Here is a 17,985-nt window from a genome sequence, read left to right as displayed (position 1 = left end):
CTGTCCAGCGGATTATAGTTTGTTTGTTAATGCACAGGCTCAAAGCAGCGATCGCTTAAGACAATATATCATTATGCAGTTACTAAAACTGACCCCCTAGAATTTTGCTAAATCTCTTAATAGCTTGTTTTTGTCTTAAAATAAGACTGATTAGATCATGACGATGACAATTTAAATAGTGACGAGTACAATTTAAAATCCCCAGCCAGATTAACTTTTTTAGCTATAGCATCCCTAAATAAAATGTGAAAAGGTCTCGTATTTTTTAAGGTTAGGAAAATTCAATAATTGAAATTTACAAAAAACTCGAACAGTCGTTTAACCACAAGAAAACTTTTCGCCATCCCATAAAATCTGCTCAAAAGAGTTGTTAACTGTAGCCAAATCATTTCTACTAGATTTTCTTCGATTTGGTGCGTTATCAGTTGTCTGCTGACGCTCTTTGCGCTATTTGCCCGAATCAACCCTTTTTAAGGCATTAGGGAAGGATGGGCTATGCAGACTTTTGTTTTACGAGACAAGGCTATTGTATCAACTTTTAATTAAACAGCTAATCTGCTAAAGTGATAAGTAAATATTATTTTAAGTTTATTTAAGGCTGTGATTACTAATGCTAAGTTAAGCTGGGTAAATTTTCGCGTAGTATCAGAAAGGAAACTCATTCGACCCGTTCAGTCTAAACGGCGAGAAAAGGCAATTTTGACACTGCCGTTTTCACTAGATTGATTAAGAGGAACAACCTATGGCAACTTATAAAGTCACCCTGAAAACACCCGATGGCGAGCATACAATTGATGTTCCCAGTAATGAATATATTCTCGAGGCAGCAGAAGAAAAAGGATTAAATCTACCCTCTTCTTGCCGTGCTGGTGCTTGCTCTAGTTGCGCTGGTCAACTCGAATCTGGTAGCGTTGATCAGTCCGATCAATCCTTCTTAGATGACGATCAAATTGAGGCGGGTTATGTCCTCACCTGTGTCGCCTATCCTACTTCTGACTGTGTGATCGTCACCCACAAAGAAGAAGATTTGTACTAATTTAACTCAATATTTGGGGGTTAGATACTCCAACAATAATAGAGCGGGAACTGCAAGGGCGACAGTTCTCGCTTTATTTGTATTTTTGCCTCTTGACTCGACGGTGAGATACAGCCAAAAAATTAATCCTGCTAGAGGGTTCCTACAAATTTATAAGTATATGGTAGTATAGTTATAAAGTTATACAAAGGGAGTAAGAGATCATGCTATTCCGTCAGATGTTCGATCCCGAAACCAGCACTTATACTTATTTGATTGCCGATCCCGTCAGCAAGGAAGCGGTATTGGTGGATCCAGTGCGGGAACAGGTGGAAAGGGATGATCGGCAATTACGGGAGCTAGGATTAACACTAAAATACTGTTTAGAAACCCATATTCACGCCGATCACGTCACAGGAACTGGAAAATTAAGGCAAATCACAGGCTGTCTGGGTATAGTTCCCGAAAATGCCCAAGTAGCCTGTGCTGATCGCCATCTGACGGATGGAGAGGAATTGTTACTAGGAAATATCACCATCAAAGCGATCGCTACTCCCGGCCACACCGATAGTCATCTAGCCTATTTATTCAATAACAGTCATATTTTGACAGGAGATGCTCTATTTATCCGAGGTTGTGGTCGTACCGACTTCCAAAGCGGCGATGCTGGTACTCTCTTTGATTCGGTCACGCAAAAACTTTTCACTCTTCCCGATAGTACCCTAGTTTATCCCGGCCACGACTATCGCGGTTTAACTGTCTCCACCATTGCCGAAGAAAAACAATACAATCCCCGTTTTGTCGGACGTAACCGCAGACAATTTATCGAGTTTATGAACAGTCTTAATTTACCCGATCCCAAAAAGATCATGGAGGCAGTTCCCGCTAACCAAGGCTGCGGTAATTTAGGAGTTGTTTTAGCTTAAAGATATATTCAGGAGATTAACGATGACCCATACCACAAATCAAGCAAAATTACTAGAATTTGATGCCCATACTTTAAAAAACTTAATTGAGCGCCGAGAAGTTTGCTTAATTGACGTGCGAGAACCGGGGGAGTACACCAGCGATCGCATTCCAGGGGCGAAATTAGTACCACTTTCCAGTTTTAACCCTAATTCGATCGCTTTTGACCCCAATCAAACCCTAGTTCTCTACTGTAATTCCGGCAGCCGGTCTACTTTAGCGGCACAAAAACTGATTGCGGCAGGATTTAGCGAAGTTGCCCAGCTAAAAAACGGCTTAAATACTTGGAAAAGTGCGGGTTATGCCACCGAAAAAGACCAAAATGCGCCAATTAGCCTATTTCGTCAGGTGCAGATCGTTGCTGGTTCCCTAGTTGTCCTCGGAACAGTATTAGGAGCCTTTCTCTCGCCTTGGTTCCTGATTTTAAGCGGTTTTGTCGGTTCTGGTCTAGTTTTTGCGGGGATTAGTAATACCTGTGCTTTAGCTATGCTTCTGGCTAAACTTCCTTATAATCAACCCCATCGGGGGAAATAGGGGGTTGGGTGAGGGGTGTGGGAATTATAAATTATGAATTATAAATTATGAATTGGGAAGTGGGGAAGTGGGGGAATTTCAACTAAAACCCCAACACCCTAACACCCCCCGCAACGGCTCGACTGAGCGTCGCCGAACGTCGCGCACGCAGTGACCACCCCAACACCCTAAAACCCTATCACCGTATCTCCTGCCTCCTGACGACCGATCGCTAAAATAACTGATAACTGAAATGACTTGGTTAATTGGACATTTATTAGCCGTTTGTACGGGGATTAGTCTGGGATTGCTGGGGGGAGGAGGTTCTGTACTAGCATTACCGATTCTAGTCTATGTGATGGGAGTACCGACCAAATCGGCGATCGCTATGACGCTTCTAGTCATCGGTAGTGTCAGTTTACTCGCCACGATTCCCCACTGGAAAAAAGGCAACATTAACTTAAAAACCGCTTTTATCTTCGGTTCTGCGACGATGGTAGGGGCTTTTTTGGGAGCAAGATTAGCCACATTACCCTTTGTCACTGCAACCTTCCAGATGCTCCTGTTTGCGACACTAATGCTTATAGCGGCAGCCTTTATGATCCGCAGATCAGCACAGATAGATAATCCTGATTATAAGGCCCGCGATCGGCAAAAAGATCTGACTCTCTACCCCCAACCATTGTGCCGATATTGCTGGCTCTGGTTAATGAGCGAAGGAATTGCTGTGGGTGTCCTGACGGGATTAGTTGGGGTTGGGGGAGGCTTCGCTATCGTTCCCGCACTGGTATTATTGGGTAAAATCCCCATGGTTCAAGCGATCGCAACTTCCCTGCTGATTATTTCCCTCAATTCTGTAGCCGGATTACTGGGCTATTTAGGTCATATTAGCGTCGATTGGCAGTTAACCCTATCCTTTGCTTTTGCGGCTGCTCTCGGTACTTTTATCGGTTCCTATCTGGGACAGTTTGTGTCCGCAAAACAGTTACAAAAAGGTTTTGGTTATTTTCTCTTAGCGATCGCAACTTTAGTTTTAATTCAAAATCGTCACATCCTGCACAATTTCCTGACTCCGAAAGGCCATTCTCTCATCCCGGCGGAAAAGGTTAGATTTATTCAGCCAACCCTAGTTAAGACTGATAACTGATAACCGATCACTGATGACTGATTATCGGCCCACTTCAGCGAAAATCTCGGCTAAAATCTCTCCAGCACCAGCGTCGCGCACTTTATGGGCTAAATCTCGTCCTAAGACTTCCCCATGGCTAGGATCACCGCTAACCGAGTCCTTAATCAGGCGCTTACCGTCGAGACTAGCCACCATACCCGTTAAAGTTAGGATACCATCCTCGATCGCCGTATTCACTCCGATGGGAACTTGACAACCCCCTTCCAACTCCCGTAAAAAAGCGCGTTCAGCATAGCATCTATCGCGGCTAGGGGCGTGTTCCAACACTTTTAGGACTTCCAAAACCTCCGGATCAGCATCGCGGCATTCTATCCCTAAAGCCCCCTGTCCCACCGCATGGAGAGAAATTGCCGCCGGAATAACCTGATGAACTCGATCGCCTAATCCTAACCTTTCCAATCCCGCTACTGCCAGAATAATCGCGTCGTATTCTCCCGCGTCCAGTTTTGCCAGACGGGTGTTGACATTGCCGCGCACATCTTTAAAAGTCAGATGGGGATAATGGTAACGCAACTGGGCCAATCGCCGCAGGGAAGAAGTCCCCACCACCGCACCTTCCGGTAAAGTGTCTAATTGATAGTCTTGATTTTGGCTATTTACCACCAAAGCATCGGCCGGATTAACTCTTTCCGTGACGCAACCCAAGATTAAGCCTTCCGGTAAATTAGTGGGCAGATCCTTGAGAGAATGGACAGCAAGATCGATCGATCTATCCAACATTCCCACTTCTAGTTCTTTGGTAAATAAACCCTTATCACCGATTTTCGCTAGGGCCACATCGAGAATTTTATCGCCTTGGGTACTCATCGTCTCCACCTCAAACTGTCGATGGGGGTGGTGTTTACTCAATTCTGCCTGTACCCAATAGGTTTGTACTAGGGCTAACTGACTTTTACGCGAACCGATACGCAGGGAACGAGGAGGACTAGAAACGGACATATCTGAAGTAGGAATTTAACTAAACATCTATCGGACTGCTCGATCTAGACTATCCTGATCTCACCCCTGTTGAGTAATCACTTTCTAGGTTAGGCATAAATAGTTACATCTCTTAATATTTTTAGACAAATAGGGTGATGGGGTTTTCGGAAAGGGGTCAAAGTTTAAAGGTCGGTGGTTCGGTTGCTGCGCTGGCAAGCTGTTCGTAATTTAAATTGCTTGTTGAGACGAGGCAAGAGGCAAGAGGCAACAGTAAGGGATTGCAGGAGATTCGGCTAATCCAAGAATAAGCGGTTTAAATACGTCTTAGCTTATCTAAAAAATTAACCGACTGTAAACCCTGTATAGGGTCTAACTAAAGGTTGATGAAAAGCTAAGATAATATCCTCTTTGGGAACACCTAAATTAACTAATTCATTGCTAACTCATACCCAAAATCGCCCTTTTGCACCTTAAGCATTTCTAAAATCATCTTAGTGTATTCATCCTGTGGCGGTTCAGGTAATTGTTTAATCTTAGTAATACTACAAAAAAGTCGGGTCCTCTAAAGTATTCTGATTTTTTCTGATTTGGTCTGTAGTAGATGGTTAAATTCCCGGTTGCAAAGTAATCTTCTCTATCTTGCCATAACCATTCTAGGCATTTTATCAATAAAATAATCTGAGTTAGATGTAAATTACTTTCCAAGGGCGGTTCATCACTCCAAAATTCACCCTTTGGGAAGATTATCTGATCTTTTCGGGCGGTTTGGCTAGGGGATAGGGGTTGAGTTGTAGTCATGGTTATCTGCTATGAATAATAAGCTGTCCGTGTATTTAAACTGCTTGTTGATACCAAATCCGTTTTTAATAGTGTGATTAACTCTCAAGTTATTAATTGTTTCTCCCCACACCCCACACCCCACACCCCACACCCCACTATCCTATACTTTTTAAACAATTTAGTATGAGATGAGACAAGGGGCAACAGTAAAGGGATTGGGGGAGATTCAGCTAATCTAAGGATAGGCGGTTAAAATGCGTCCTAGCCTATTATTTGTGGTAATCTCATCTTTACATATCAAAACCCCAAATCGTCTCAGGAGACAATGGCCGCTAATTCTCGGAATAAATCGCCCGTTTTTCTCGGCTGTTCCGGCAGGATCGCTATTTTTTGCCTCTTGATGTTATTATCGGCGGCAATAGGCTGGTTAATCGGGAAACAGTGGGTTAAACACAGTAATCAACCCGAAACCGTTAAACCCGTTTTTGCCACGGAGGAAAATAATTTTAATTCTGCCACAGATACGGCATGGCAACGGAAAGCCGAGATGAGAAAGCGCCGTCTAGAGTTGAGAATTGATGGTCGGTTTTTTAAAAATCTCGTCAATGAATTGTTTAGCCTCCGCTATGGGGATATCAAAGAGGAAAAACAGAAACAGGAACAAAGAGATATTTTAGCAGCAGAAATCCTCGATCGCTTAGAAGGTCTCGATTCTGGCACTAGAGAAGCATTGGGTAGCTACAACGAGCAACAGCGAGAAAAATGGCGAGAACAAGTAAATCAGTTACGTTTAAGCAGTAGAGTCCTTAATTTACTCACTGATACTGCTTTTTTTCAGCTATTTCCCGAATTAACAGAAAGACCAAGTTTTGATAAGAGCCTAGGTCAACTATGGAGTGGTTTGGCCTGGAATCAGTTACAATCTTTACAGTCTGGCCTATCCTACCAAGCGATCGAAAGTTTAGACGCGGGGGGAGAGGAAGTTATCGAGGCAATTCTCAGCGAGGGACAAGGAAAAGCCTATGCAATAAAATTGCGTTCCAGTGATCGGTTAGACTTAAATTTAGAGACGGAAGGCGAAGTTTTACTATCTTTCTACTCTCCCACGGGTAATATTACCCTTTTAGACAAGTCTAGCGATCGGCAATGGTCCGGTCAATTACCCGAAGAGGGATTTTATGAATTAGTTATTCTCCCCCAATCTTCTACCCCCGTTCACTTTCGCTTGCAGTTAAAAGTAAGTCAATGACTTTAACCGTCAGGAGACAGTTATCAGTTATCAGTTATCAGTTATCAGTTTACTGATCACTGAAAAGCTCCCCACTTCCCCACTTCCCCACTTCCCCACTTCCCAATTCATAATTCATAATTTATAATTTATAATTCCCACTTCCCCAACCCCTAACCCGCTTTTTTACTTTTTCCCATGTCTTTAACTTTCCAAGCTGTTATCGCTAAATTAAATGAATTTTGGGCCGCTCGTGGTTGTTTAGTTGCTCAACCCTATGATACCGAAAAAGGCGCGGGAACCATGAGTCCCCATACCTTTTTAAGGGCAATTGGTCCGGAACCTTGGGCCGTTGCCTATGTGGAACCCTGTCGTCGTCCTACGGATGGCCGTTATGGCGAAAATCCCAATCGTTTTCAGCATTACTATCAATATCAAGTCCTAATTAAACCCTCTCCTAATAATATTCAGGAAATCTATTTAGACTCCCTGCGGGTGTTAGGAATTAACCCAGAAGATCACGATATTCGCTTTGTGGAAGATAACTGGGAATCTCCCACCCTCGGTGCTTGGGGTGTGGGTTGGGAAGTGTGGTTAGATGGTATGGAAATCACCCAATTTACCTACTTTCAACAGTGTGGGGGGATCGATTGTCGTCCCGTGGCAATCGAAATTACCTATGGTTTAGAAAGATTAGCTATGTATCTGCAAGATGTGGAGGCAATTAATAAAATTCAATGGAATGAAAATATCCTCTACGGCGATATTTTTCTACAAAATGAAATCGAACAATGTACCTACAATTTTGAGGCTTCTAATCCTGAGTTATTATTTAGTTTATTCAGTTTATATGAACAGGAAGCTAAACAATTAATTGATCGCTCTCTGGTGATTCCCAGTCTAGATTATGTTCTCAAATGTTCCCATACTTTTAATTTACTCGATGCTAGAGGTGTGATTGCTGTAGCTGAAAGAACCCGTTATATCGGCAGAATTCGCAATTTAGCTCGACAGGTTGCTCAATTGTATTTACAGCAACGAGAAGCTTTAGGTTTTCCCCTACAAAGGGTTTAGCAATCTGGTGCATCTTTGGCGATGCACCCCTAGCAATTGTATTGGCCCTCGTTTAATAACTTTTTTTTATAAAAAATCCTATTTATACTAAATCTTGTTTAAAAAGTATAGGATAGTGGGAAAGAAAAAAAGATGTTAGCGATAACATCTTTTTGGCATTTTTTACAATTTAACTTCAATATCAACCCCTGCGGGTAAATCTAATTTCATCAAAGCATCGATTGTCTTAGAAGAGGGTTGGTAAATATCAATAATGCGGCGATGGGTGCGGGTTTCAAAATGTTCACGGGAGTCCTTATCAACGTGAGGGGAACGCAGGACACAATAAATCTTTCTTTTTGTCGGTAGGGGAATCGGTCCGATCGCCGTGGCGTTAGTTCTATTGGCAGTATCGACAATCTTCTCACAGGAAGTATCGAGTAGGCGGCGGTCAAAAGCTTTCAAACGAATGCGAATTTTCTGTTGTTGTAACGTAGCCATAATTTCACCTATTGCAGTTGTCAAGGTACAAGATCAAGACAGTAACGGAGCAGCTTTTAAATTCACTGCCCCGTTAATTAGTAGATTAGCCTACTTGATAATTTTCGAGATAACGCCGGAACCGATGGTGCGACCACCTTCGCGAATAGCGAAGCGCATACCCTGTTCAATAGCGATCGGGTTGATCAGTTCCACGGTCATTTTGATCCGGTCTCCCGGCATGACCATTTCTACAGTGCTGCCATCATCGGCGGTGTAGTCTTGGATAGTGCCAGTTACGTCAGTTGTCCGTACATAGAACTGAGGACGATAGTTTTTAAAGAAAGGAGTGTGACGACCACCTTCTTCTTTACTTAACACATACACCTCACCTTCAAACTGGGTGTGGGGTTTGATTGTACCCGGTTTAGCGATCACCATGCCGCGCTCGATATCGGTTTTTTGGATACCACGCAGGAGGATACCAGCGTTGTCACCAGCCATCCCTTGGTCGAGACTTTTCTTGAACATTTCGATCCCGGTGACGGTGGTGGCGCGGGTATCTCTGATCCCGACCAATTCCACGTTATCACCCACTTTCACAATACCGCGTTCGATCCGACCGGTAGCCACCGTCCCCCGACCAGTAATCGAGAATACGTCTTCTACCGCCATCAGGAAGGGTTTATCGATATCCCGTTCGGGGGTGGGGATATAGCTATCCACCGCTTCCATTAATTCATAAATTGCGTCCACCCACTCGTTATCGCCTTTTTGGGCCTTGGGATTTTTGGTCATGTAGTCGAGGGCTTCTTTCGCAGAACCGGCAATAATGGGGATTTCGTCGCCAGCAAAGTCGTAACTGCTGAGAAGTTCGCGCACTTCCAGTTCTACCAGTTCCAGTAACTCCTCGTCGTCCACCATATCTTTTTTGTTGAGGAAGACCACCAGGTTAGGAACCCCCACCTGACGAGCCAGCAGGATATGTTCCCGGGTTTGGGGCATCGGGCCATCGGCGGCCGAGACCACGAGAATACCACCGTCCATCTGTGCCGCACCGGTGATCATGTTTTTTACATAGTCCGCGTGGCCGGGGCAGTCCACGTGTGCATAGTGGCGACTGGCGGTTTCGTACTCAACGTGAGCGGTGTTGATGGTGATCCCGCGAGCCTTTTCTTCGGGAGCGGCATCGATTTCATCGTATTTTTTAGCTTGGGCATTACCCAGAGCCGCTAGGGTCATCGTGATGGCGGCGGTGAGGGTAGTTTTGCCGTGGTCAACGTGACCGATCGTACCGATGTTAACGTGGGGTTTCGTCCGTTCAAATTTAGCGCGTGCCATTTACTTTCTGTTCCTTTGTTTTTTTTTCTTCTTCAGGTGGGTGAACATTAATCAGTCACCGGAGATCAGTTTTAAGTTAGCAGTTATTAGGGTTGACCGATCAAATTTAAATGATCGGTTTGTCTTCACTGCTCACTGCTCACCGGTCACTGATTAGCCGTTCCCTTTACTTTTGGTGATAATCGCCTCGGCCACGTTGCGGGGGACTTCTTCGTAATGGCTAAATTCCATGGTGAAGATGCCCCGTCCTTGGGTTTTGGAGCGAATATCAGTGGCGTAACCAAACATTTCCGCTAGGGGGACTTTAGCGGACACTTTGGCGATGCCAGCCTCGGTTTCTTGACCTTCGATTTGTCCCCGACGGGAGTTAAGATCACCGATGACGTTACCGATGAAGTCTTCGGGTACTTCCACCTCGACCTTCATCATCGGTTCTAGGAGAACGGGGGTAGCTTTCATCACCGCTTCCTTGATCGCCATGGAACCGGCAATCTTAAAGGCCATCTCGGAGGAGTCCACATCGTGGAAAGAACCATCCACAAGGGTTGCTTTCAGGTCGATGACGGGATAACCCGCAACGATCCCCGATTCGCAAGCTTCTTTCATCCCTTGTTCTGACGGGTTGATGTATTCTTTGGGGATAGCACCACCGACAATTTTGGAGACGAAGACAAAGCCAGATCCGGGTTCACCCGGTTCGAGTTCGATGACGACGTGGCCGTACTGTCCTTTACCGCCACTTTGACGGATAAATTTACCCTCGGCCCGTACGGGTTTGCGGACGGTTTCCCGATAGGCAACTTGGGGAGCGCCCACGGTTGCTTCGACTTTGTATTCCCGCAGCATTCGATCGACGAGAATTTCCAGGTGCAGTTCTCCCATCCCGGCGATTACCGTTTGATTGGTTTCGGGATCAACTTTGACCCGGAAGGTGGGATCCTCATCGGAGAGAGCTTGCAGAGCTTTGCTGAGTTTCTCGATGTCCTGTTTGGTTTTCGGTTCCACCGCCACGGAGATCACCGGTTCGGGGATAAAGAGGGATTCTAGGATAACTGGGTTTTTCTCATCACAGAGGGTATCCCCGGTAATGGTGTTTTTCAGTCCGATCGCCGCTCCCAGATCACCGGCGCGCAGTTCATCCACTTCGATCCGTTCGTTGGATTTGAGGACGATCAGGCGAGCGATCCGTTCTTTGGTTCCTTTGGTGGAGTTGTAGGCGTAGCTGCCCTTGGCTAACACACCGGAATAGACCCGTAGGAAGGTTAAACGACCGAAGGGATCCGCCATGATTTTGAAGGCCAGGGCCGAGAAGGGCGCATCGTCCTTGGCTTCCCGGATTGCCTCGCTACCATCGGGGAGAATCCCTTTAACGGCGGCTACTTCCGATGGCGAGGGTAGGTAATCTACCACGGCATCGAGGAGCAGTTGTACCCCTTTGTTTTTGAAAGCCGAGCCGCAGAGGACGGGAACAATTGTACCAGCAATCGTCCCTTCTCTCAGACCGCGTTTGATTTCGGCTTCGGTGAGTTCTTCACCTTCTAGATATTTTTCTAGGAGTTCTTCATCCGCTTCTGCTACAGCCTCCACCAGCTGCAGGCGGAATTCTTCGGCCTTTTTCAATAAGTCTTCGGGAATGTCGGTTTCTTCTATGTCTTTCCCTAGATCGTCCTTATATATATAGGCGCGCATCTTGACGAGATCAACGATCCCGCTCAGTTCGCTTTCTGCGCCGATCGGCATTTGGATGGGAACGGCGTTAGCTCTAAGGCGATCTCTTAATTGTTCGTAAACTTTGAAGAAGTTCGCTCCCGTTCTGTCCATTTTGTTGATAAAGGCAATCCGGGGTACTTTGTACCGATCGGCTTGTCTCCAGACGGTTTCCGATTGGGGTTGTACACCACCAACAGAGCAGAAAACCGCCACCACGCCATCGAGTACCCGCATGGAACGTTCCACTTCAATGGTGAAATCGACGTGGCCGGGGGTGTCAATGATGTTGATGCGATGATCTTGCCAACTGGTACTGATGGCGGCGGCGGTGATGGTGATTCCTCGCTCCCGTTCCTGTTCCATCCAGTCGGTAATTGCCGTTCCGTCGTGGACTTCGCCCAGTTTATGAGCGACTCCCGTGTAGAACAGGATTCTTTCTGTTGTCGTTGTTTTGCCCGCGTCTATGTGAGCGGCGATTCCGATGTTTCGCACTCTCTCTAGCGGGATAGTCCGTGCCACAGCAACCTCCTTGCTTTGCTTGCCAGTGATGGGGTTTTGTTCTAGGATTTTTTACACTATTTACAATTCTATACTTTTCTTGACAGTTTTTTGGCGGCAGCGGTGTGGTCCACCGCCCTTAAAGTATCTTTAAAGTATCTTTCTTAGTAACGATAGTGGGCAAAGGCTTTGTTTGCCTCTGCCATCCGGTGGGTTTCTTCCCGTTTTTTGATTGTGCCGCCGGTTTCATTGGCGGCATCCATGATCTCGTTGGCCAGTTTACCTGCCATGGTTTTGCCGCCTCTGGTTCTGGCATAATGGACTAACCAACGCAGTGCCAATGTACTACCACGGTTGCTGCGTACTTCCATCGGCACTTGATAGGTGGCTCCACCGACCCGACGGGCTTTCACTTCCACTAGGGGGGTGGCGTTTTTAACGGCTTTTTCAAATACTTCTAGGGGTTCTTGACCGGTACGTTCGCCGACGGTTTTCAGGGCATCGTAGACGATGTTAGCGGCCAGGGATTTTTTGCCCGATCGCATGATCCGGCGGATAGTCATGCTGACTAAACAGCTATTGTAAACGGGATCGGGGGGAATAGGACGTTTTTTGACGTTTTTACGGCGAGACATCGGAATATTCCTGAATTTTCTAGGTTAACTTTAACTTTTGCTTGACAGTCGGATGATTACAGCCCATCTCAAACCCTCTCCTGCGAGTTTTCAGTCTCTTGGGTTAACTTTGACCGACTCGGTGGGAGTATTTTTTTGGTTAATCAATTTCCTGTTTATTTAGCGGCGGGTTTGGGGCGTTTGGTTCCGTACTTAGACCGCGCCTTTTGACGGTTTTTCACCCCGGTGGCATCGAGGGTGCCGCGAATGATGTGGTATCTGACTCCGGGTAGATCTTTGACCCGACCGCCGCGAATGAGGACGACCGAGTGTTCTTGTAGGTTATGACCGATGCCCGGGATGTAGGCTGTCACCTCAAATCCAGAGGTCAAACGTACCCTGGCCACTTTCCGTAGGGCTGAGTTGGGTTTTTTCGGTGTGGTGGTGTATACTCTTGTACAAACTCCCCGGCGTTGGGGGCATTGTTTGAGGGCGGGAGATTTGGTTTTTCTTTTCGCTTTGGATCTTTCGTCGCGTATTAATTGCTGAATGGTGGGCATGATAGGGCTGTATCTAAGGTTACTCTGAACTCCTATTACCGAAGGTCAAATCGTTGACAAAAGGTCATTATAGCAAATTGTCGCTCTTGTTGTCAAGTCAGCGATTGTGCTTTTCTCCGGTTTAGAGGTTAGAGATTGTCTTTTTGGCTAGATAGCAAAATCTGGGTGGCTGTGGAAGGAAAGGCGGCAACCGCAGGTATTATGGATAAATTTGGCAATAATTGACAAAATTATCTTTAGAGACAGGAAATTGCGATAAAATCAAAAAAAGTCAGGGAGAGGATAGCTATGCTCGATCTTGCGAAATTAGCGGCAAAAATGCCAGGAATCAGTCAACATTTTCAACAGGAAGTGACAGCTAGTCGTGAGCGAGTGCAACGGGCTAAAATTCTTTTAGAACAGGCTCAACAGCAACAGGAAAAACTGCTAGAACTCTATCATAACTGGCATGATCGCCTAATTTTCTCTGTCGCGCTACCGATCGAACCTCTCGACACCCGCATTAGTATCCTTCCCCCCCCCGAAAGTCATAGCGTTTTTGCCACGGATGGTTCCCAGATTGCCCCTTCTCACCACGAAATCGCCTACTGTTATCTAATTAATATCGGTAGGATCATGTTGCACTATGGTCAAAATTTACACCCTCTCCTCGATAGCATTCCCGAAGTCTATTACAAATCAGAAGACCTCTACATTTCTAAACAGTGGGGTATTCGCGTGGATGAGTGGATGAGTTATCGTCGGACGGTATTAGAAAGCCAAATGTTAGCAGAAATGGCTACTCGTTGGGTAAAACCCCCCGGCGCCCATTATGAACCAAATTTAGCCCTCGTGGATGGTTCTTTGATCTATTGGTTTATCGATAGTCTCCCCCCGGAAGCAAAAGATTTAATTTTGCCACCGATTTTTCAGTCTTGGGACGATTTAAAATCAGCTAGAATCCCGCTTATAGGTTATATTAGTGCTTCTCGCAGCACGGAAGGCTTAAATTTCCTGCGTTTACAATCTTGTCCCCATGATACTCCCAATTGCTTGATCAATTGCGGTGATTTAGAGCCAGACAAAACCCCTTGTCGCGTTGTCGATCCTCTCCGGGATGCCTCTGTCTGGGGTTATTTATTGGAACCGGGGCAAAGAAGTCCTTTTTGGCGCAGTTCTTTGAAAATACTCGATCTTTATGGGGATGAGCATCGTATTTACTTCTGTTATCTCCATGTGGGGACGGAAATCGCTAGGGTAGAGGTTCCTGCTTGGGTGGTGGAGGATCGAGAATTACTCGATCGCTCTTTGAGTATTTTACTGGCCCAGGTGTTAAAAGGTTATGGTTATCCGATCGCCTTAGCGGAAGCGCACAATTTAGCGGTGATTAAAGGTGGCGATCGCCTGCGTTTTTTTGCCCTTTTGGAACAACAAATGATTAAAGTCGGTTTACAGGATGTGGGAACATCTTATAAGGAAGCGAGAAAGCGCAGTAGTATCGCTTAATTGAGGAGGCAGCAGATGGGGAGTGGTCACTGATAACTGATAACTGATAACTGATAACTGGTCACTGATAACTGATCACTGATAACTGGTCACTGATAACTGGTCACTGATAACTGGTCACTGATAACTGATAACTGGTCACTGATAACTGATAACTGATAACTGATAACTGAAAAAGGTGGGAATTACCCACCTTAAACTTGATTTTTGCTGAATTTTTCTAGCGACCGCTTCGATCTTGATCCAAGACGCTGACGGGGAAATTATTATAACCAAGGTGATGTTTGCTAGTTTTTTGAATTTCTTCTTTAATTTGATCTAAATCAACATAGCGATCGGCTACATTAATTAAACTATCACTGGTCATCGATCGCAAACTAACCACTTCCACTCGCGCACCACGGTAACTAACGGAATCGGCAGCATAGGCTAAATCCCCATCACCACTGACAATGACTGCGGTATCATAGGAACCCACTAGCGCCATTAAATCCACGGCGATTTCCACGTCGAGATTGGCTTTTTTGGAACCATCGGGCAATTGTACTAGATCTTTAGCGATGACTCGATAGCCGTTGCGACGCATCCAGAGGAGGAACCCCTGCTGTTTTTCGTTAGTGCGATCAACTCCAGTATAAAAGAAGGCGCGCAGGAGACGAGAACCGGCAGTTAAACGACAAAGTAATTTAGTGTAGTCAATTTCGATACCTAATTGCAGAGCCGCATAAAATAAATTAGAACCATCGATGAAAATCGCCACACGACCGCGATTTTCTAGCACTTGTTCGGGGGTAAAGACTGGGGCTGTGTCATAATCATCAAACATTTTATTTTTCCTCGTTTGTTAAAAGTTTAGTGTTGGGTGTTTGCCAGTTGTGTCCCAAAGGACAACAGACCTTAAAAAATAGAGTTATCAAAAAATTCCTTTAGGAATCGTTTAACGGCAGTTCTAGTTTAGAAAAGATCGGTTCAGGTGTTCCCAGTTGTGGATTTGTGGGTAATCCCCATTGACAGTGTTGGGAAAAAGAGACACGATCAGGGGAGTTTTCTCCGTCCTCCGACCTGAAAGTATTAAAATCAATAACAAAACCCAGTTGTTGATAAATTTTACTGCTCAAGGTCGGTATTATCGGTGAAAGTAGGTAGGCAGAGAGTCTTACTGATTCCAAAACTGCGTAGAGGACTTGTTCTACCGCTGCTTGTTGTTTCTGTTTAAATAAACTCCAGGGCGCACTCTCATCGATAAACTTATTACTAGCACGAATTAACGCCAATATTTCCTCACAGGCTTGATCAAATTGTAGCGCATTGTACTTCTGTTCAACAATGCCTCCTAAATTGATCCCCATATTCTTAAGGTGATTATCGTTGGGGATATCTACGCCAGTCAACTGGGGGGGGATATTTTGGCAGTATTTTTTGACCATGCCTAGGGTGCGATTGAGGAGGTTGCCTAAATCGTTGGCTAAATCCGCGTTAAGAATATTAACAAATCTGGTTTCCTGAAAATCGCCATCCTGTCCTAATTCAATCTCTTTAACGAAATAGTAACGGACGGCATCGGCCCCGTAGCGATCAACCAAATCGAAGGGATCGAGGGTATTACCGAGACTTTTGCCCATTTTCCGCCCGTCTTTGGTCAAAAAGCCATGGCCGAACACTCTTTTGGGCAAGGGTAAACCCGCCGACATTAGCATAGCCGGCCAATAAATGGCATGGAATCTTAATATATCTTTACCGATCAGATGCAGATCGATCGGCCACCATTTGGCCAAGGCATTTTCTAGGGTGGGTTCGTCTTCGGGGTCGAGAAGGGCGGTAACATAGCCAAGAAGGGCATCAAACCAAACGTAGATGGTATGCTTACCATCGTGGGGAATGGGAAACCCCCAAGCCACATTAACCCTAGAGATGGAGAAGTCCTGTAGTCCTTGGTTGACAAAGTTGAGAACCTCATTACGTCGGCTTTCCGGTTGAATAAAATCGGGTTGCTCTTGGTAAAGTTGTTCTAGTTGCGTCTGATATTTAGAGAGACGGAAAAAATAGTTTTCCTCGTCGCGCCATTCGGCGGCCAGATTAGTATGAATGGGACAACAGCCATTATCTAACAGTTCTCTTTTTTCCTTAAATTCTTCACAGGCGACGCAATACCAACCCTGTTGGCGATCGAGATAGATATCGCCTTTTTCCCAGACTCTTTCAAAAAATTCGTTAACAATTGCCTGATGACGGGGGGCAGTGGTGCGACTAAAGCGATCATACTGGATGTGTAGCTTGGCCCAGAGATTGGCAAAACTGGTGGCGATGCGATCGCAGTGTTCCTGGGGATTGAGTCCTTTGGCTGCCGCAGTCCGTTCGATTTTCTGTCCGTGTTCGTCGGTTCCTGTAATTAGGAGGACAGAATTGCCCTGTAACCGCTGCCATCGTGCCATAACATCCGCTACGATCGTCGTGTAAGCACTACCGATGTGAGGGATATCGTTGACATAATAAAGAGGTGTTGTTAAAGCAAATGTTTTTCGCTCATTCAAATCATTCATGAAATTTATTTTTTTAAATAGACGAGGCTGCCCCGAGGCTGGTCCGTAGATGATTGGGACATAATCCCTTATATTTTATGATCCTCTAATTCTGTTTTATCCTTTAGTTGTAGTCTAAGTCAATAAAAACAATCTTAAGGCCGATTTTTTTTTTCCATGAAGCTGCTTACCCCCCTATCCACCTCTCGTTTAATTCTTGATACCACGCGCACGAGTCTGTTTACCGTCGGTCAAGAAAATCTACCCGGCCAAGGAGTGGCGATCGTGGTAAGTAACCATCGTAGCTTTTTGGACGCGCCGATCTTAATTCAAGCTTTGGGCAAAACTCTCCCGATCGCCTGTCATCACTACATGGGAAAAACGCCGCTTTTGCGGGAATTAATCGGAGAATTGGGATGTTTTCCCTTTGATACCCCTGAAAAACGCCACCGGACTTTTTTTCGGCAAGCAACGGATTTTTTACAGTCCGGACGATGGATCGGTTTATTTCCAGAAGGTGGATCGCCGATGTTAAATTTGACTGCTCCTCGTCAAATTAGCCGTTTTCAGAGCGGATTTGCCCATTTAGCCCTGCGTTGTCCCGTGGAGAATTTATTTGTCTTACCTGTGGCTATTCTCTCCGAGTCGGAAACTGTTATTAGTCCTTTTCCCGTGCGTTTGCTGCGCTGGTTAGATACCACGGAACCTTTATTCGATCAAGATGGTTGGCATCCCGTTGTCTTTTATCATCGTGTCAAGGTGGCGATCGGTCGTCCCTATGGAATTACTGAGAGCGATCGCTCAGATTATCAAGGTAAACAAGGAAAAAAAGCCCTTAATCGTTTAATTGGTCATTGTCAGTCGGAAATTAGCGATTTATTGCTGAAAGGGTAGGTCAGGAGGCAGTCGGCAGCTTTTTTCTTCCCACTTCCTAACTCATAATTGATACTGGAGTGATTTGTTATAAGTAGGGAGACACAATTATTTGTAGGATGGGTTAGCAGTAGCCTAACATGATCGGGCGTTGGGTTTCATGCTTCAACCGTTCGGCAAAAGCTCACGGCCGAAGCCCAACCTTGAATGATATTATCAGTCTAACTCTCGGTCGGGTGC

At 45.5% G+C, this 17,985-nt stretch carries 16 protein-coding genes and 2 pseudogenes; 8 read left to right on the top strand and 10 right to left on the bottom strand.

All coding sequences use genetic code 11. From position 1 onward, the window contains the following. The first annotated feature begins 742 nt into the window (after positions 1-742). From N0824_RS19665 to N0824_RS19650, 4 genes are all read left to right on the top strand, one after another. The gene (locus N0824_RS19665; RefSeq protein ID WP_108937971.1) at positions 743-1,036 is read left to right on the top strand and encodes a ferredoxin; all 294 of its coding nucleotides are present in this window, start codon (positions 743-745) and stop codon (positions 1,034-1,036) included. A 203-nt stretch (positions 1,037-1,239) separates the two neighbouring features. Further along, positions 1,240-1,941: an MBL fold metallo-hydrolase gene (locus N0824_RS19660; RefSeq protein WP_108937970.1), complete on the top strand. Its 702-nt coding sequence runs from the start codon at positions 1,240-1,242 to the stop codon at positions 1,939-1,941. A 22-nt stretch (positions 1,942-1,963) separates the two neighbouring features. Further along, complete coding sequence (locus tag N0824_RS19655) at positions 1,964-2,515, top strand: rhodanese-like domain-containing protein (protein WP_108937969.1); 552 nt, start codon at positions 1,964-1,966, stop codon at positions 2,513-2,515. A 232-nt stretch (positions 2,516-2,747) separates the two neighbouring features. Then, positions 2,748-3,641 (top strand): sulfite exporter TauE/SafE family protein, encoded by an 894-nt coding sequence (locus N0824_RS19650; RefSeq protein WP_108937968.1) that lies wholly within the window; start codon positions 2,748-2,750, stop codon positions 3,639-3,641. A gap of 21 nt (positions 3,642-3,662) precedes the next feature. Here the strand turns inward: N0824_RS19650 and hemC are convergent, their stop codons facing one another. From hemC to N0824_RS19635, 3 genes and pseudogenes are all read right to left on the bottom strand, one after another. After that, entirely contained in the window at positions 3,663-4,622 is a 960-nt protein-coding gene (hemC, locus tag N0824_RS19645; RefSeq protein WP_108937967.1) for a hydroxymethylbilane synthase, read from the bottom strand. Positions 4,623-4,945: 323 nt separating this feature from the next. After that, a pseudogene (locus N0824_RS21500) lies at positions 4,946-5,047 on the bottom strand (element excision factor XisI family protein); the annotation flags it as partial. 94 nt (positions 5,048-5,141) lie between these two features. Then, positions 5,142-5,402: pseudogene (locus N0824_RS19635) on the bottom strand (Uma2 family endonuclease); the annotation flags it as partial. A gap of 307 nt (positions 5,403-5,709) precedes the next feature. On the opposite strand from N0824_RS19635, the gene N0824_RS19630 reads away from it, so the two are divergent. Together N0824_RS19630 and glyQ are read left to right on the top strand one after the other, a co-directional pair. Continuing rightward, complete coding sequence (locus tag N0824_RS19630; protein ID WP_108937965.1) at positions 5,710-6,633, top strand: serine/threonine protein kinase; 924 nt, start codon at positions 5,710-5,712, stop codon at positions 6,631-6,633. A gap of 177 nt (positions 6,634-6,810) precedes the next feature. Beyond that, entirely contained in the window at positions 6,811-7,686 is an 876-nt protein-coding gene (glyQ, locus tag N0824_RS19625; protein ID WP_108937964.1) for a glycine--tRNA ligase subunit alpha, read from the top strand. 162 nt (positions 7,687-7,848) lie between these two features. Here glyQ and rpsJ read toward each other — a convergent pair whose 3' ends face one another. From rpsJ to rpsL, 5 genes are all read right to left on the bottom strand, one after another. After that, positions 7,849-8,166 (bottom strand): 30S ribosomal protein S10, encoded by a 318-nt coding sequence (gene rpsJ, locus N0824_RS19620; protein ID WP_002800099.1) that lies wholly within the window; start codon positions 8,164-8,166, stop codon positions 7,849-7,851. 90 nt (positions 8,167-8,256) lie between these two features. Then, complete coding sequence (gene tuf, locus N0824_RS19615; RefSeq protein WP_108937963.1) at positions 8,257-9,486, bottom strand: elongation factor Tu; 1,230 nt, start codon at positions 9,484-9,486, stop codon at positions 8,257-8,259. A 153-nt stretch (positions 9,487-9,639) separates the two neighbouring features. Continuing rightward, positions 9,640-11,715 carry an elongation factor G gene (gene fusA, locus N0824_RS19610; RefSeq protein ID WP_108937962.1) on the bottom strand — a complete coding sequence of 692 codons (2,076 nt, stop codon included), beginning with the start codon at positions 11,713-11,715 and terminating at the stop codon, positions 9,640-9,642. A 143-nt stretch (positions 11,716-11,858) separates the two neighbouring features. Continuing rightward, the gene (gene rpsG, locus N0824_RS19605) at positions 11,859-12,329 is read right to left on the bottom strand and encodes a 30S ribosomal protein S7 (protein ID WP_002758831.1); all 471 of its coding nucleotides are present in this window, start codon (positions 12,327-12,329) and stop codon (positions 11,859-11,861) included. A 155-nt stretch (positions 12,330-12,484) separates the two neighbouring features. Next, a complete protein-coding gene (gene rpsL, locus N0824_RS19600) occupies positions 12,485-12,868 on the bottom strand; it encodes a 30S ribosomal protein S12 (protein WP_002740176.1) in 384 nt (127 codons plus the stop codon). 288 nt (positions 12,869-13,156) lie between these two features. On the opposite strand from rpsL, the gene N0824_RS19595 reads away from it, so the two are divergent. Beyond that, complete coding sequence (locus N0824_RS19595; RefSeq protein ID WP_108937961.1) at positions 13,157-14,353, top strand: DNA double-strand break repair nuclease NurA; 1,197 nt, start codon at positions 13,157-13,159, stop codon at positions 14,351-14,353. Between the two features lie 220 nt (positions 14,354-14,573). Here the strand turns inward: N0824_RS19595 and N0824_RS19590 are convergent, their stop codons facing one another. Further along, the gene (locus N0824_RS19590) at positions 14,574-15,179 is read right to left on the bottom strand and encodes an NYN domain-containing protein (protein WP_002776500.1); all 606 of its coding nucleotides are present in this window, start codon (positions 15,177-15,179) and stop codon (positions 14,574-14,576) included. A 100-nt stretch (positions 15,180-15,279) separates the two neighbouring features. Then, on the bottom strand, positions 15,280-16,893 hold the full coding sequence (gene metG / locus N0824_RS19585) for a methionine--tRNA ligase (protein WP_108937960.1): 1,614 nt from the start codon (positions 16,891-16,893) through the stop codon (positions 15,280-15,282). 156 nt (positions 16,894-17,049) lie between these two features. Here metG and N0824_RS19580 point away from each other — a divergent pair, with 156 nt between their 5' ends. Then, on the top strand, positions 17,050-17,766 hold the full coding sequence (locus N0824_RS19580; RefSeq protein ID WP_046663353.1) for a 1-acyl-sn-glycerol-3-phosphate acyltransferase: 717 nt from the start codon (positions 17,050-17,052) through the stop codon (positions 17,764-17,766). Positions 17,767-17,985: the final 219 nt, after the last annotated feature.

It is taken from the genome of Microcystis sp. 0824 (genome assembly GCF_003112475.1).
GTDB lineage: Bacteria > Cyanobacteriota > Cyanobacteriia > Cyanobacteriales > Microcystaceae > Microcystis > Microcystis aeruginosa_C.
The sequence above is the reverse complement of the archived record's forward strand: the minus strand, read 5'-3'. Positions and strand labels throughout refer to the sequence as shown.